We start from the raw sequence: 16,386 nt of genomic DNA, 5'->3' as shown, positions 1-16,386 counted from the left end.
CGCAAAAAAGAACAAAGCTCTACAAAAATCAGTTGTTGATATAACTGGCTACTCAAAAAGTCAAGTATTTAAATTATGGAGTAGAGTTTAGCTTTGGAAACAGGAAACTTGAAACTCTTTTGATTCTACTTTTAAGATATTATTAATCAGTTATTTAAAGCATTATAGCTTAAAGTTTCGAGTTTCCAGTTTCATTAGCTCATATAGAGATTCAAGCAAAAGTAAGCTGGAGCATTAAGATTGACATTTGTAATACAATTCCTAGATGTTGTAATGCAAAAGCCAAATGAGTGTATTACAAAGTGTATTGCGATCGACATAAATACCGTAATTCTGTATTACAATTGACTTTAAAGCCGTTGATAGGTATTATAAAACCAATAAAACTTAGTGATTCCATTGTTTTATTGGGTAGTTATAATTCTTCTATTCAATAATTAAAACTATCAAACAGTATTACATTTTATTTATATCATACCGATAATTTTAGCTCTCGACTCCTTTTACTCAATAAGTTTACTATTTTCGAGGCTAAAATTTTTTTAGAAATACATTTTAGCTAATGGCGTTATTCCAAAGCACTGTTATAAAGAAATACATCAATGCCCAAGATCAAAGTTTATTAAAAGAAAAGTGGGAAGCTTATAAAACTCACTTTCATGACCCAAGAATTAAGGAAAACATAAGAAATGCCAAGAAAGAGCAATACCAGGAAGGTTTTCTAAGAGTTTTGTTTGTCAAGATTTTGGGATATACTCTAAATCCTGCAACTGACTATAATTTAACTACAGAACTAAAAAAGGTCAAGGACAGTAAAAAAGCAGATGGCGGAATCCTCTCCCCATCCCTCTCCAAAGGAAAGGGTGAAAAAGATGTAATTGGAGTTATTGAACTAAAAGGCACCAATACAACAGATCTTAGTAAAATTGAAGCTCAGGCCTTTGGCTACAAAAATAACCTGTCCACTTGTACCTATGTGATTACCTCCAATTTTGAGAAGATCAGATTTTATATTGATAATGCCATAGAGCATGAAACCTTCAATTTATTTGAACTGACTGAAGAGGACTTTAGCTTGCTTTATCTTTGCCTGGCTTATGAAAACATAAAGCGAGATATTCCCAAGAAGATAAAAAACGATTCTCATAATCAGGAGGATATCACCACCAAACAGCTTTATAAAGACTACAGCGTTTTCAAAAGGGAATTGTATAACAATTTAGTAGAGCTTAATCCTAAATATGAGCCATTATTGCTTTTTAAAAAATCACAGAAATTATTGGATCGTTTTCTGTTTTTATTCTTTGCTGAAGACAGACACTTACTGCCTCCAAACTCTGTTAGGTTAATACTCAGACAATGGAAGCAACTTCAAGAGCTAGATGCTTATACTCCACTTTATAAATTTTTCAAAAAGTATTTTGGGTATCTCAACACAGGACACAAAGGCAAACAGTATGATGTTTACCCCTACAACGGTGGTTTATTCAGACCTGATGAGGTGTTAGACAAAATTACCATTGATGATGAATTGCTTTATAAATATACGCTTAGACTATCCGAATATGATTTTGCTAGTGAAGTAGATGTCAATATAATTGGTCATATTTTTGAAAGTTCACTAAATGAAATTGAAGAAATTCAAACTCAGCTTGAAGAGAATCCCTCTGAAGTCAAGATCTCTAAACCGAAAAAGGATGGTGTGTTTTATACCCCAAAATACATTACCAAATACATTGTTGAAAACACTATAGGTAAGCTTTGTGAGGAAAAGAAAACAGAAGTGAATCTAGTTGAAGAAGATTACAACATCAAACGACAAACGAAGACCAAAAAGGAATTATTAAAAAAACTGAATACCTACAGAGATTGGTTGTTACAACTAACTGTTGTTGATCCAGCTTGTGGTTCTGGAGCATTCCTTGGTGAAGCACTCAACTATTTGATAGCAGAACACCAGTATCTTGATGAACTGGAAACCAAACTCATGGGTGGCGGGTTTGTGTTCCCTAATGTGGAAAACAGCATTTTAGAAAACAACCTCTTTGGTGTTGACATTAATAATGAATCTGTTGAAATAGCCAAGTTGTCTTTATGGATAAGAACAGCGCAACCTAACCGAAAGCTTAATGACCTTAGCAATAATATAAAATGTGGTAATTCCTTAATAGATGATCCTGAAGTAGCTGGTGATAAAGCCTTTAAATGGAAAAAAGAATTTCCTCAGGTGTTTGCCAAAGGTGGTTTTGATGTAGTGATTGGTAACCCACCTTATGTAAGGCAAGAATTGTTTAAAGAAATAAAACCTTACCTAGAAAAAAAATATAAATCTTATAATAGTGTAGCTGACTTATATACTTATTTCATTGAAAAAGGTATTGATTTAATTAATGAGAATGGGTTATTTTCTTTTATCCTCCCTAATAAATTCTTAAAAGCTACTTATGGCAAAAATATAAGAAAAGTAATTATAGAAAACGCTAACTTGGAGTTGTTAGTAGATTTTGATGACTATCCTATATTTTCTGATGCTACAACTTATCCAATTATTTATGTGCTCAATAAGAGACCTTATTATGGTGCTAAGACATTTGTATACTCTAAAATAAATAAAAATGATCAGACGAATGACCCAATAAGCACTTTAGAACTAAAAAAACAAGAAATTTATATTTCGAGCTTAGATTCAGAGGGTTTATGGAATTTCATTCCTAAAAAAGAATTTCTATTATTTGAAAAGCTAAATAAGAACTTAAGGTTATCAGAGTACGTGGATGAAAAAGCTTATTTAGGAATTAAAACAGGGAAAAATGATGCTTTCATCATCGATGATAAAACTAAGTCTAAAATAGTTGATAAAGATGAAAACTCTTTAAAACTTATAAAAAAAGTTGCAACTGGAAAAGAAATATATAGATATAGGTTGATTGATTCTCCTAAGTATATGCTTTTTACTCAATATGATATTAACATACCCGAAAAGTTTCCTTCAATTTTTGGATGGTTGAAAAAATTTGAATCAGATCTTAAAGGAAGAGGTGACAAAGGAGAAAATTGGTGGAATTTAAGACCCTGTGATAACCACAAAGAAATTCAAAAGCCAAAAATTATTTGGAGAAGCATAACAAATGAATGTGGATTTTATTTAGATAGGGAAGGTGATTTACTGCTTACTAATAATAATAATTATTTTATTGCTAATTCAACAAAAGGCTTAATTGCCTTATTGAATTCAAAAGTTTCTTTTTTTATTCTTAAAAATATATGTACATCGCCTAGAGGAGGCTTTTACGATTTTAGAAGAGACAAAGTTATGACATTACCTATACCTAATAATCTAAATGAAAATGAAATACACTTTGAGCAAAAAGTAGATAAAATATTAGATTATAATTTAAATAAAACAGATCTCATCAATAAATTCCAACGCAGTTTACAACGTCAATTTCCAGTAGAATTAGAAAAACTACCCAAAAAGCTTCAAGACTGGTATGAGTTAAGCTATGCCAACTTTATCAAAGAGTTGAAGAAGAAAAAGATACAACTCAGCCTCTCCCAGGAAGCCGAGTGGGAAGAGTATTTCCTTTCAGAACAACAAAAAGCTAACAACCTTAAATCTCAAATCCACCAAATTGACAAGGAAATTGACCAGATGGTGTATGAGCTGTATGAATTGACGGAGGAGGAGATTGAGATGGTTGAGAATAGTTAGCTATGGGAGATGTTGAAACTTATCTAGGAGAATGGTGGCTATCAAAAAATCCTGATAAAAAATTTACAGGCACTCTCCAAATCAAGGAAAAAAAAGTTATGTGTTAGAAACTATCGGGAGTTTTCAGTCGGATGAAAGTGAAAGCATGATTATAGGTGTTGCAAAACGTGAAAATGAAGTCTATGAGTATGTTTTCAAACTAGTAAACTGTTTACTTACAAGAGAAACACAATTTAATCATTTAAAAAGTAAAAAATTTAAAATAGGTCTTATTCTAAAAAATAATAAAGGAACAATAAATAACTCTCTACTCTTTGATAAGATATCGTTGCGTCCATCTGGCATAGATAAATGGTTTAGAAGTATAGCTTATCATGTTAAACCCCATTAGACAAAGTTTTGATTTAAATTATAATAAAGCAGAAGACTTTTTACTTTTTTTAAAGACGAGAACCTTAAATCAAAATAGAACATAGTTATCAGTATGGACTTAAAAATACCCCCCCAAGTGAATTTAATACTTCACAAATGGCATCTATCAACATTTACTATTCCAGAGAGCGAGAATTAAGTAAAGCATTCGTTAACTTAAAAAAAAACTCATTCTTAATCTTAAGTTAATATTAGAATCTCTTATATCATTTTCTTTGCAACCTCATATAAACAAAAACATTTTCAAATGAAAAAAATGCTACTTGGCTTATTCTTACTTATGGGGATAGGGACTTATGCGCAAAACACTGTAACCGGAACAATTTTAGATGGCTCAATGAATGCTCCTTTACCAGGAGCCAATGTCATACTTGAAGGTTCACGTACAGGGACAACCACAAACTTTGATGGTGAGTTTACTTTAAACGTCAAAGTAAATTCAGGGACACTTAAAATTTCCTATGTTGGTTTTAAACCAACTACTGTTGATTTTACAATAGCTGGTAACCAGGTAAATATTGGTGAAATAAAATTGTCAGAAGACGATAACGCACTTGAAGAAATTGTAATTACAACGTATTCATTGGCAATCGATCGTCAGACTCCTGTAGCAGTATCTACTTTGAAATCAAAAGAAATTGAAACTCAATTAGGTAGCCAGGAATTTCCTGAAATCTTAAAATCTACTCCAGGTATTTATGTGACCAAGCAAGGTGGAGGTTATGGAGATGCTAACTTGAGATTAAGAGGTTTCAATTCAGAAAACATTGCTGTGATGATTAACGGTGTACCTGTTAATGACATGGAGAATGGTCGTGTCTACTGGTCAAACTGGGCTGGTTTATCGGATGTGACTCGTTTTATGCAGGTACAAAGAGGTCTAGGTGCTTCTAAGGTTGCTGTGCCTTCTATTGGAGGAACAATCAACATTGTTACAAAAACAACTGATGCCGAAAAAGGAGGAAGCTTTTTTGCGACTACTGGTAACGATGGCTACCAGAAATTTGGTGGTACAATTTCGACTGGACGCATGGACAATGGCTGGGCAGCTACAGTTTCAGCTTCTAAAACATCTGGTAACGGTTTTGTCGATGGGACTTGGTTTGAAGGTTACTCATACTTTATAAATATAGCTAAAGATTTAGGAGAAGATCATCAGCTATCGTTCACAGCTTTTGGTGCACCACAAGAACATGGTCAGCGTCAAAACAGAGAATTGATTAGTACTTTCCAAAGAAGTGAAAGAGGAATCAAATTAAACAGGGACTGGGGTTATAAAAATGGCCAGGTTACCAGCGTGGAAGACAACTTTTACCACAAGCCTCAGATGTCTTTAAATCACTATTGGGATATCAGTGATAAAACACAATTATCTACAGCGCTTTATGCCTCGTTTGGTACTGGTGGTGGCGGAGGCTTCTCTGGTGTGAGTAAATTTGGTTTAGACTCTGAATACAGAGACGGTTTTGCACAACCTGTTAACTTCGATAAGATTGTAGATGAAAATGTTGCTCGTGGAGCTTTAGGGTCTGAAACTATTTTGAGAGATTCAAGAAATGATCACTCTTGGTTTGGTGGCTTGTCTACGTTAACAACAGATTTAACCGATGATATAAAATTATTAGCTGGTCTTGATCTTAGATATTACGAAGGAAAACACTTCCAGGAAGTAAAAGATTTATTAGGAGGTCAGTTTTATTTTGATGACTCCAACGTGAATAACCCGACAAATACTGCTGAAGTTGGTGATAAAATCAGCTATTGGAATGACGGAATCGTGCTTTGGGAGGGAGGTTTTGTTCAGGCTGAGTACTCAAATAATGAATTATCCGCATTTGTTTCTTTAGCAGCTTCAAATACTTCATATAAACGTATTGATTATTTCAACTACTTAGATTCTGATCCAGAACAGGAAACTGATTTTCAAAACTTTTTCGGATACTCTGCAAAAGGGGGTGCCAATTTAAATATAGATGATAATCAAAACATCTTTGCAAACGTTGGTTATTTTGAAAGAGCACCGTTTTTTAGAGCAGCATTCTTAAATTTTCAAAATGACATCAATGAAGGCGCTGAAAACCAAAAAATATTTAGTGCTGAACTTGGTTATGGTTTTAGATCAAGCAAGTTTTCAGGAAACTTAAATATTTACCACACCCGTTGGAACGACAGAACATTAACTCAAAGTTTCCAAAATCAGGATGGTACGTTTGGATCAGCAAACATTTTAGGTGTAAATGCAATTCACCAGGGAATTGAATTGGACTTTAGATACAAGGCTACCAATCGTTTAACATTCACAGGTATGGTTTCTTTAGGAGACTGGACATGGGATAACAATGTAACTGACGTTCAAATCTTTGATGATGAACAAAACCTTGTAAGAACCATAGATCTTTATATCGAAGATTTAAAAGTAGGTGATGCTGCTCAAACTACTTTTGCTTTAGGTTCTCAATACGAAGTGTTCCCAGGAACAAACCTTCGCTTAGATTACAATTATGCAGGAGACTTCTATGCAGATTTCGATCCAAACACAAGAACTTCTCCAGATGCACCACAATCCTGGAAGGTTCCAGAATATGGCCTTTTTGATTTTGGCTTAACTCATAACTATAAAATAGGGAGTTTAGACGGGACTATCATTGTAAACGTCAATAACTTATTTGATACAGATTACATTGCTGATGCAAGAAACGGCTCTACTGCAACTGCTTCAGATGCACTCGTATGGTACGGTTTCGGAAGAACATATACAGTAGGAACTAAAATTAACTTTTAAAACAAATTGAAATGAAAAAAATATCTCTCTTAGCAGGCTTATTTTTTAGCTTATTCATCATAAGCTGTGAGCCAGTAGAAGACATTGAAAACGAAATCAATGCTGAACTTGATAGCGAGCCTGTTGTTGGTGCTGCAGAATATACACTGGTTGAAGAAGATTATACAGATGTTCTGGACCTAAGATTCCCTAACTTTAGCAACACTGACGAAGCCAAAGAGCTAGTCCCTGTTTTGCTTGACGGATTGTTTCCATTTTGGGGTAGGGGCTCTCAGGCACTAGTCACTTACGATTTATATTCACCCGTATTATCAGTTAGTGACGATACTACTAGATATACGTTGACAAGTGCAGATTACGCTCCTTATTCAAGATATGGCAACTTTGATAATTACGACGACATTAAAGATTTCTTAAGTACTAAGTATCCTGACGCTGGAGAAGATGACCTTGTTTTATTAACCTTCAAGTTTTATGATGGCTCTGTAAATACATGGACTCAGGGATTCATATTTGATGGTTCAAAGTGGAATGAAACCATGAGAGTAACAGATGCTCAGTATGAGGAAATGGGTCACGGTAGATTCAATAATTTTGATAGCCAGGATCAGGCTGAAACTAAACTTCAAATTTTACTTAACAACTCTGTTTTTTATGATGAAGTTATAGAGGAAGGTACAGTTAAAAATATCCTTTACAAGTATTACGATGGCAGTGTAAATTTCCAGTTTGCTAACTACATCTATAAAGATAACACGTGGACATTAATGACTAACGTGGTTCCTGAAACGCTACAGTTTGGTCATGATGGTGAAACCTGGGTTCCGGATAACACGATCAAATACGAATTAACGGCAGAGGATTTCAGTTTAATCGCTAATGCTCTATCAAGCCAGTATCCAGGACCAACATCAAGTGCGGATAACTTTGGTAACTTCGACCGTAGAGAAGGTAATCCTAATTTCTGGAGTGAGGAGATGATATTAGAAGCGATGAATGTTTTACTAGAGAGCAAAAATCCTGATGCTGAAAATGGTCAAAAGTATGTCATTACTTATGCTATTTATAACGGTACTTCTGGTACAGAAACCGTCTACTTAATCAAGGAAGAGGGAAGCTGGATCTACAATCCGGATGCTTAATATAAATTCAACCTTATTTATTAAACGAGACCCATTTTGGGTCTCGTTTTTTTTTACAATTAATCAAACTTGTCTGAAGCTAAGTTGACTTTTTTCTTGTTATTTTAACCTAGCCTATGATTAACAAGCGTCTCCTTATCAAAAACCTTACTACCCATAGTGGCGAGAATAGTTTTTACGACAAGAAATTGCTTGACGATATTTGCTTACGAGTAGAGAAAGCTAAATTTTTGAAACACGTTTGCTGCCTCTCCAATACCAATCTAAACAAAAATAGCTATATCGTCATAGGTGTTGAAGACGAGAATAACCTCATTGTTGGTGTAGAATTTTTTGATGCTAGTAAGATTCAAAATTTGATCAATACGTACTTGGAACACCTGCCAATTGCGTCTTAAGAAAATTTACAGTTTTTGCGTTTGCCTAAAGTCAAACTGATGAGTCAGAACTTGATGACATAATTGTTTCAGATAATGATGATGACTTTAAGATTTCCTATGCAAACTATAATGATTTCATGAAATCCTTAAAATAAATGCATTGATCTATTTATATTTCAACGCTTAAACCAACTCTCAATCGTAAAAGCCTTTGTTTAAGCGTTGATAATGTTGATTAATAGTTTTTTCTATCTAAACCTACATTCCTCTTTAAAAGATAAAACGCCACCGCGCTATAATTTATGCATGGACCAAAAAAACGCGAAGGTTGCCCCTCGCGTTTTAATTTTGATTTAATCAGTTAAGCCTTTTTCTAAATCATAAAAGCTTTTAGTTTAAAATGCCTATTACTCTATTCTTTGATAATTTTCATTCGCTGGGGAATCCCGTCAATGACCACTTCAAGAATATAGATGCCTTTACTCAATTCAGTGCCTAATCTGATTTCATTGGTATACCGGTTTTTTGGATATAAATGGCTCTCGATTTTTTGGCCCGTTAAAGTGTATATAGTCATCAAAACCTCTGAAGCTTCTGGTGAACTAAACTTTAGCCTGGCTGTATTCTGAAACGGATTTGGATAAAATATCAGCTTATCTTTTACCGCATTGATGCCGAAAGTACTTAAGGTGGTATTTCCTAAATACCCAAATGTATCTTTTGTATAAGTATCCCATTCATTAACATCATAGATCGTTCTGGGAGAGGTAACTCTGGATTTCCTTACCAGGGTTACATCTTTTGCAAAATAGGCATCGTCATTAAAAACACCGAGGATATCCAAAAGCTCACCAGATTTAAATAAGGCAACAGCATCATTACCGTTAAAGTTGATTTCTGAAGTAGTTATGTCTATATCGGCCTGTGCAAGAATTTCAGGGGATGCAGAGGAATGTGCAATAACATAAACGTCTCCCTGGGCCAGAGTTCCTGAAAGACTAAGCCCTGTACTCCAGTCTCCGGATCCATTGGTTTGTTTATGTACAGAATAAGAGGAAAGGTCAACGTCTGAACCCGTCAGATTGGCTATTTCTAAAGCTTTATTATACGAAGAGCCTTCAATATATTCTGAAAAAAACAAGTCGGGTGTATTCGAAGAAGATTCTATAGTAATAGTAACAGCCTCCGACATGCTTGTTGTGTTTTTATCATCATAAGCTAGGGCTGTAAGAGAGAAACTACCCGAAGTCGAAGTTGACCAGTTCAAAGAATAAGGCGAAGAATCATCTTCACCAAGAACGTTGCTGCCTTCGTAAAATACTACTTTGGTCACATTCCCATCAGCATCATTCGCAGAAGCTTCAATGCTAATAACATCGCCCTCTGTAAAAGCAGAATTAGTTGTCGGAGAAGTAATCGAAACGGTTGGAGCTTCGTTTTCTGCAGAGCTAAATGTATGCCCGCCTAAATACGTAAATGTATCTTTTGTATACGTATCCCATTCGTTAGCATCATAGGTAATCGTTGGAGATGTAACACTCGATTTTCTCACCAGTGTGACATCTTTTGCAAAATTGGTCCCGTCGTTAAAAACACCTACTATATCCAGTAAATTACCCGATTTGAATAAAGCGACAGCGTCATTGCCATTAAAATTCAATTCTGATGAACCCGAGGTTAAATCAGCCTGTACAATAATTTCAGAGGATGCAGAGGGATGCGCAATAACGTACACTTCGCCTTGTGGTAGGATTCCTGTAAGATTTAATCCTGTACTCCAGTCTCCGGATCCGTTGGTTTGTTTGTGCAGAGAATAAGATGAAAGGTCAACATCGGAACCTGTAAAATTGGCTATTTCCAGAACTTTATTATACGAAGATCCTTCAATGTATTCTGAAATCAGTAAATCCGTGGCATATCCATCGCCAGAAGGTGATGCTGTCACGGTTAATGTAAAGGCCTGCGAGGTATTTTCTGTTCCATTAGTAGCATTTATATCAATAGCATAGGTGCCTGTATTCGCTTCCGTAGGGGTTCCCGTTAAAATAGCGGTGCCATTATTATTGTCGGTAAAGGTCAACCAGGATGGCTTCTGAGTTGCATCAAATGAGACTGTAGATTCTTCTCCCGAGGCTGTGATGTTATACGTGTAAGTCGTATTGACGGTGACCTCATCTACCGGAGTTGATGTAATAGCTAATGCAGGATCAGTTGCTTGTCCCCAGATGGATTCCACGTATTCAGGATGGTCAATATAGGGGTTGCGATTTTGCTGATAGGTATAAATGATATCATTTCTCTGTTTTTCCAGTTCATCTACGGGGTCAGCTGCATGCCAGGCCAATAAATCCGAAAGTTTTCCGTGGAGTGGCGATTTATCTGAGGCATCAACTACATAATCTACAAGTTCTAAGTCAGGTTCCCCATTAAAACCTTCATAGCGAGTGGCCATATAAAAAATCATCCGGGCAACATCTCCTTTGACTTCGGCTCTAGGCTCCCATACAAACTCACTGCTACTCGTGTAAGATCCTGTAGCTCCCTGATAGGTTCCGCTTCCATCCACATAGGGGGCGGTAGCTTCAGCGAAGGTTCTGTTGTTCCGTGCCGAGTTGGTTGAAATATCAGCAGCACGAAGATGGTGAACATCTGTTCCTGCGCCAAGATTTGTCCCAAAGTCTCCTTTGGATTTGGCCCAGACGTGCTCCCTGTTCCATCCGTCACCACTGTTATATTCTAGGGAAGCTGTCATTGAAAAATTAGAATATATCCCTACAACATTGTTAGGATTATTCGGATCACGATCTGTTTCTTTGAGAATATCCCAAACATCAGTCGAGCTGCTCGTATACGGAAATTCGACATGATTTTTAATAATTTCGTAAAGACTGCTTTTAAGCGCTTCACCTGCCTTTCCTTCGGCTGTCGAATAATAACCGGCGGGTGCTTGTGCCTGAACTGCATAAAAAGAAAAAGTTAGTATCCCCAGGAGTATACTTTTCCACATTAACTTGTAATTTTTTGTCATTTTTATTTGTTTTTTTTATGAGCCTAAAACTATATAAATGGTAAACGGGTGAGATTATCAGATTGTAAACAAACCGTTATGGTTAGCCTTTAAGGCTCAACACAGAATTGAAGGGATAGGCTAGCTGTTTCAAAGCCGTAACGGCTCAGCAGCGGCTTTCATGAATAACCGCCGGAACCGTTGATATATATAACTTTTGACTATTATTTTTAGTACAGAAGTCAATATTTAGATGGAAGATTTTATAACAAGCGAAAGTTTTGAATTATAGTAAAGTAATCACTTCTAATCTTTTATGTAAAAATCCAACTTGCTCATGTATTCTTAAAGCATTATAAAATGTCGTCTAGTTACACTGCTTACTTCGGGTGCTTCCATTATATCCGAAGCACTATAAACATACTTAATAAAATTACCTCTATAATTTCTTCAAAACTCCATAGTTACTATATCTATTTTCTAAAACACCTGCTTAGTAGCTGGTAAGTACCTTGATTGAACACCTTTGAAATTAAATAAAAATAGCTTTGCTGTGAAGTTTTTCGAATAGATTATATCTTTATAAGATTTAAATTTTATAATATTCTTTAGCTTCAAGAACTTCTTTAATGTTTTTATTATTACATGTTTTCTATTTAAGAGTGTTTTTATAACCTATTCAAATTATAATTTTACCAATCGCTTTACCGCTATATTTAGTTGGCTTTCAATTATAAAATGGTACACTCCTGCCGCCAATTCTGAAACATTAATTTGCTCTTGGATATTCATTTCTCTGAGGTTTATTAATTGAACGATTTTACCGCTTGTATCTACAATCTTTGCTTGAATCAGGTTAGATTGGGTTTGATTGATAAGATTTATTCTATCATTAACAGGGTTGGGAAAGATTATGATTTGATTATCAAAAGACGCTTCTTTCGTTGCCAAAGTTGAATTTAAGTCCAAACCGACCAACACGGGATCGTGATCTGAAGCTCTATATGCATTAGCTTCATAAATTGGAAGTGCATCAGATTCTCGTTCATATGAAGCTTCTGAGGAATCCGTCACATCATCATTATAATCAAATAGATTTATTTCATCAGCATTCACGTGCCAAATGCTAGTTCCTGTGATTTGGTTGGCCAGACTTGAATTTGCCAAAGCATAATCTAAATAACCGACTTGTCCTCCATAAACATAACTGTAAGCACCTTCGCCCAGGTAATCGTCTATAAGATTGGTGAAGTCATCGGCCGTGTTTGCGTTATCATCACTTCCCAGTAGAATATTATCGATAGGAGTTTCGTTTTTATATGCATTTAAATCGCCAATAATCAAGAAATCTTCATCTTCACTAGAGGTTGGATCTGTGGCTAGCCAATCTACAAGGGCAGCAGCTGCTTCAGTTCTGGTCTGGTTACAATTGCCAGCACCATCGTTCAAATCTGGATCTCCGGAACAGGGGGAGCCTTTAGATCTCAAGTGATTGACTGCAACTGTAAGAACGCCATCGGTAGAATGTTGCCTGAAGGTCTGAGCCAAACTAGGACGGTTACTGGTATCTTTAAAACGAGGGTCTACAGAAGCATCTAGAATTGCAGGATTCCCCTCCAAACTTACCGTTGCAGTGTTGTAAATAAAGGCAACAGTAATCTGACCTGTTCCAATAATGCCAGTGTCTAGCCCAACATAATTGTTTCCACATACTGTATTGATTCCTCCAGTGCCATTTAACAAATCGTCTAAAGCAACCGCTCCATTGTTTTCAATTTCAATTAATCCAATGATATCGGCGTCTAAGCCACAAATAGCAGCGGCAATCTTTTCGCGTTGGCGCTTCAATTCTGCTGTTGAATTTGCTCCTCTTTCGTTTAAAGTTGTAAAATAATTTAAAACATTAAAGCTAGCTACTTTTAAGCTACCTCCAACATCCTCTGGAGAAGCTGGTCTTGGATTTGAATGGGTAAATTCGTAGTTAAAGGCGTTTAAAACTGGTCTAATTCTCCAAGCATCTGTGCCGTTTTGCCCTGAAAATGACCAGTGCATAATACCAGTGAGATTGCTTATTTTATCACCACTACGGATAAGGTTGGAGTTGCTTAGTCCAGGGCGTGGCCAAAAGTAGGGCTCATCAATAGAACCACTAGTAGGTTTGTTCTGGATATTGTTATCATCATCCAAAATAATGCGTGACGCTTCCAATTCTTCTAGATGGGTGGCGTAGCCAGAAACATCAGGTTCATTTGAATCTGTAAATTGTTGTACTCTTGAATTTCCACTCAGGACCAATTGGCCAAAACGGGCAAGTTCAAAACTTTCACTAACTACTAAATCTGTCGTATAGGTCACCAGCATGTTTTCTACACTTTCGTAAGTGTCTTCGAGCTGGGTTCCTGCAGGGGCAGGAAAACTCAAAGTTGCATGAGTAGGTAGGGGATTCCCGCTGCTGACAATGCTTACAGCATTACTATCGGTAGCTTCGATTTGTGTATTTCCATAGAACTCTACCACTTGTCCAGACACTTTCACCAGATCTCCTACATTGACATCGACTGGGCAATATTGACAAAGTACAAATAGAGCTTCAGATGTCATAGGATCAGTATCACTATCTTTATCTTCTTCCTGAATAAAAAATCCGATCAGCTGGTTGTCTTCTTGATAGTCTCCAATGACAATTGCTTCAACCATAACAGTGGTGTTTTCCAAGGGACTTGCATCTGTACTTCCTTGCACCTCACTTATCTTTACAATTGAATTATTTTGTGACTCAGCCGCAGCATCATTAAGGCTGACAAAAACAGCAGGATTTTGTTCAGACAGAACAGGAGAGATTTCAGGAAAATTTTCTAGCTCCTGAGCATCATTCATATCAGCTTTAATATTGTCTGCCAAATCATAGGGCATAGCGTTACCAACTATCCGATCATCTACACTGCTAAATAGATTTTCAACACTAACTTCATACATTTCGGAGTCTGCAATATGGTTTGCATTTAAGTTAACGGTATTGCTATCAAAATCTTCTACCGACATAACATTTTGAGCATACGTCCCTACACATAATCCTAGCAATAATACGTAAAATAAAGGTGATTTTTTTTTCATTAAAATTTGATTTACAGTCCTTTAATGCTATGCAGTAAAGGATAAAAATTCACCGGTAAACATAAAAGTATTTTATAATATAACAGGATGATTTTATGAATATTAATTAAAGTTCACTAATGGAATGTATCTGCTTTAGGAAACTAAAGTAGCTCCGCTAAGAATCGGAACTTAGATCTACACTAAATTAAAGACGATAAGGTATTAAAGAGCTTTTAGTTGTAATCCTAAAAAATGAAGGTATTGATTGTCTTTCTTGTCTGCATGATAAGCTCTAATATCGGTAATGACATGGAGTCCAGTATCTACGCTTAACTGACTTAGGTAATTCAGCTTTCTGGCTTTGCCAGGTTTGACATTAATGCAAGCGTCTGGATCTGTTGGAATGTCTTGCCTCCAACGAGTTTGCTTTATTGAAAGCGTAACGAGAGGAAAGCATCATTACTGGTATAGGGAGCCCCTTTGTTTTTTGCCTCTGGACGGTAGTCCTGATCTTTTGACCATTTTTTGTTTCTGGACTTTAGTGCTGTTGCCTCTTGTTTATTAGCACTGATGCTTTGTTGCTCCTTACTGGCTTTGAATGGTGCGGAGTCTATAGCTTGGGTATGACTATTCACCATACCTTTATCAATACACATCTTTAAAACTTTGGGAAAGATCTCTTCAAATATCTCTTCTGGAAAAAGCTGACGAGTTCTTCTTATTGTAGAATGCCAGGGCAATTCACCGTCTATATCGTAGTCTATAAAGAACAAAATATCCAAGCGCATACTACAATGCTCAATCAGTTTCCGATCACTGATAATGTTCTCTAAATACCCACCAAGCATAACTTAAAAAACACAACAGGATCAATGCTTTTTTGACCGCTTGATTCGTAATAAGGCTTGGTCAATTTGTACAGATACTCTAAATCTAAAACCGACTTTAATCTGCGATAAAAATTCTCTTCGGGGATGCGTTCACTCAGTAAGAATCGAGTAAACAATTTCTCTTGATAGGTCTTTTTTCCTTGCATTACTAAAGATAATCAATTCCAAACTTTTCAATGCCAATCAATTATATATATTTACAAGAAATTGAGTTGTGCAATAGGCACAGCGCTTATAGCTCATTGCGGCTAAAGTGCTTAACGCAAAATCGGTGTTTTTTTTTGCTACTTTTACTGCTTAAATGAAAAACTTAGTTGTTTAATCCGCAACGAGCCATACACGCAAAACGTTAGCATACATTTAAAGAACTGTCTTTTCCTGAAATTGGTTGACTAAAAATCAATCATTTAATTCAGGATCAAGATGAAAGACAAAGAACAAGACTGCCCAAAAAAAAAGTATCAAAAGTTAAGTTTTGAACTCAAACTCATGATCATTGACAAAATTCAAAACGGTCAGATCTCCATCAACCACGCTGCTAAATCTTATAAGGTCTCCAGGTCTTCAATAGAGTACTGGCTCAAAAAATACAGTACCTTAGAACAAAAGAAACGAGGTATGAGTAAGCAAGATGAGATCAAAAAGCTAAAAGATAAAATTGAAGAACTCGAGTTTATCAAAGAGTTTCAAAGGGATTACATTGCTAATCTAGAAAACCTTTCAGGACTTGATTTAGCAAAAAAGCATTTGCCCGATGCATTGGCCAAAGCGATAGAAAAACGCAAAAGAGACCTTTCAAAATGAAGTGGGTCTATCAGTGTTTCGGGATATCTAAACAAGTGTCTTTTCCTGAAATTGGTTGACTAAAAATCAATCATTTAATTCAGGATCAAGATGAAAGACAAAGAACAAGACTGCCCAAAAAAAAAGTATCAAAAGTTAAGT

The 16,386-nt window shown here is 35.9% G+C and carries 7 protein-coding genes and 2 pseudogenes; 6 read left to right on the top strand and 3 right to left on the bottom strand.

Going from position 1 to position 16,386, the window contains the following annotated elements:
- The first annotated feature begins 562 nt into the window (after positions 1-562).
- The 5 genes and pseudogenes from ACFQ0R_RS07935 to ACFQ0R_RS07915 form a co-directional block, all read left to right on the top strand.
- Entirely contained in the window at positions 563-3,712 is a 3,150-nt protein-coding gene (locus ACFQ0R_RS07935) for an Eco57I restriction-modification methylase domain-containing protein (RefSeq protein WP_379657845.1), read from the top strand.
- 100 nt (positions 3,713-3,812) lie between these two features.
- Complete coding sequence (locus ACFQ0R_RS07930) at positions 3,813-4,103, top strand: hypothetical protein (protein ID WP_379657844.1); 291 nt, start codon at positions 3,813-3,815, stop codon at positions 4,101-4,103.
- A gap of 288 nt (positions 4,104-4,391) precedes the next feature.
- Positions 4,392-6,926, top strand: a complete 2,535-nt coding sequence (locus ACFQ0R_RS07925) for a TonB-dependent receptor (protein ID WP_379657843.1) — start codon at positions 4,392-4,394, stop codon at positions 6,924-6,926.
- 11 nt (positions 6,927-6,937) lie between these two features.
- Entirely contained in the window at positions 6,938-8,068 is a 1,131-nt protein-coding gene (locus tag ACFQ0R_RS07920; RefSeq protein WP_379657842.1) for a hypothetical protein, read from the top strand.
- A 116-nt stretch (positions 8,069-8,184) separates the two neighbouring features.
- Positions 8,185-8,463, top strand: a pseudogene (locus ACFQ0R_RS07915) (RNA-binding domain-containing protein); the annotation flags it as partial.
- A 397-nt stretch (positions 8,464-8,860) separates the two neighbouring features.
- Here ACFQ0R_RS07915 and ACFQ0R_RS07910 read toward each other — a convergent pair.
- The 3 genes and pseudogenes from ACFQ0R_RS07910 to ACFQ0R_RS13280 form a co-directional block, all read right to left on the bottom strand.
- A complete protein-coding gene (locus tag ACFQ0R_RS07910; RefSeq protein WP_379657841.1) occupies positions 8,861-11,476 on the bottom strand; it encodes an endonuclease in 2,616 nt (871 codons plus the stop codon).
- A gap of 663 nt (positions 11,477-12,139) precedes the next feature.
- Positions 12,140-14,569, bottom strand: a complete 2,430-nt coding sequence (locus ACFQ0R_RS07905; protein WP_379657840.1) for an ExeM/NucH family extracellular endonuclease — start codon at positions 14,567-14,569, stop codon at positions 12,140-12,142.
- Positions 14,570-14,806: 237 nt separating this feature from the next.
- Positions 14,807-15,587, bottom strand: a pseudogene (locus ACFQ0R_RS13280) (transposase); the annotation flags it as partial.
- A 277-nt stretch (positions 15,588-15,864) separates the two neighbouring features.
- Between ACFQ0R_RS13280 and ACFQ0R_RS07895 the strand changes: the two are divergent.
- Positions 15,865-16,245 carry a helix-turn-helix domain-containing protein gene (locus tag ACFQ0R_RS07895; protein ID WP_379657838.1) on the top strand — a complete coding sequence of 127 codons (381 nt, stop codon included), beginning with the start codon at positions 15,865-15,867 and terminating at the stop codon, positions 16,243-16,245.
- Positions 16,246-16,386: the final 141 nt, after the last annotated feature.

The sequence above is a fragment of the Psychroflexus salinarum genome (assembly GCF_042677225.1).
GTDB classification, from domain to species: domain Bacteria; phylum Bacteroidota; class Bacteroidia; order Flavobacteriales; family Flavobacteriaceae; genus Psychroflexus; species Psychroflexus salinarum.
This window is presented reverse-complemented; position numbering and strand designations above follow the sequence as displayed.

Excerpts from the sequence above, each read along its gene's own strand:
- ACFQ0R_RS07905 (WP_379657840.1), bottom strand. The coding sequence starts at position 14,569 with ATGAAAAAAAAATCACCTTTATTTTACGTATTATTGCTAGGATTATGT.
- ACFQ0R_RS07920 (WP_379657842.1), top strand. The coding sequence starts at position 6,938 with ATGAAAAAAATATCTCTCTTAGCAGGCTTATTTTTTAGCTTATTCATC.
- ACFQ0R_RS07895 (WP_379657838.1), top strand. The coding sequence starts at position 15,865 with ATGAAAGACAAAGAACAAGACTGCCCAAAAAAAAAGTATCAAAAGTTA.
- ACFQ0R_RS07935 (WP_379657845.1), top strand. The coding sequence starts at position 563 with ATGGCGTTATTCCAAAGCACTGTTATAAAGAAATACATCAATGCCCAA.
- ACFQ0R_RS07910 (WP_379657841.1), bottom strand. The coding sequence starts at position 11,476 with ATGACAAAAAATTACAAGTTAATGTGGAAAAGTATACTCCTGGGGATA.
- ACFQ0R_RS07925 (WP_379657843.1), top strand. The coding sequence starts at position 4,392 with ATGAAAAAAATGCTACTTGGCTTATTCTTACTTATGGGGATAGGGACT.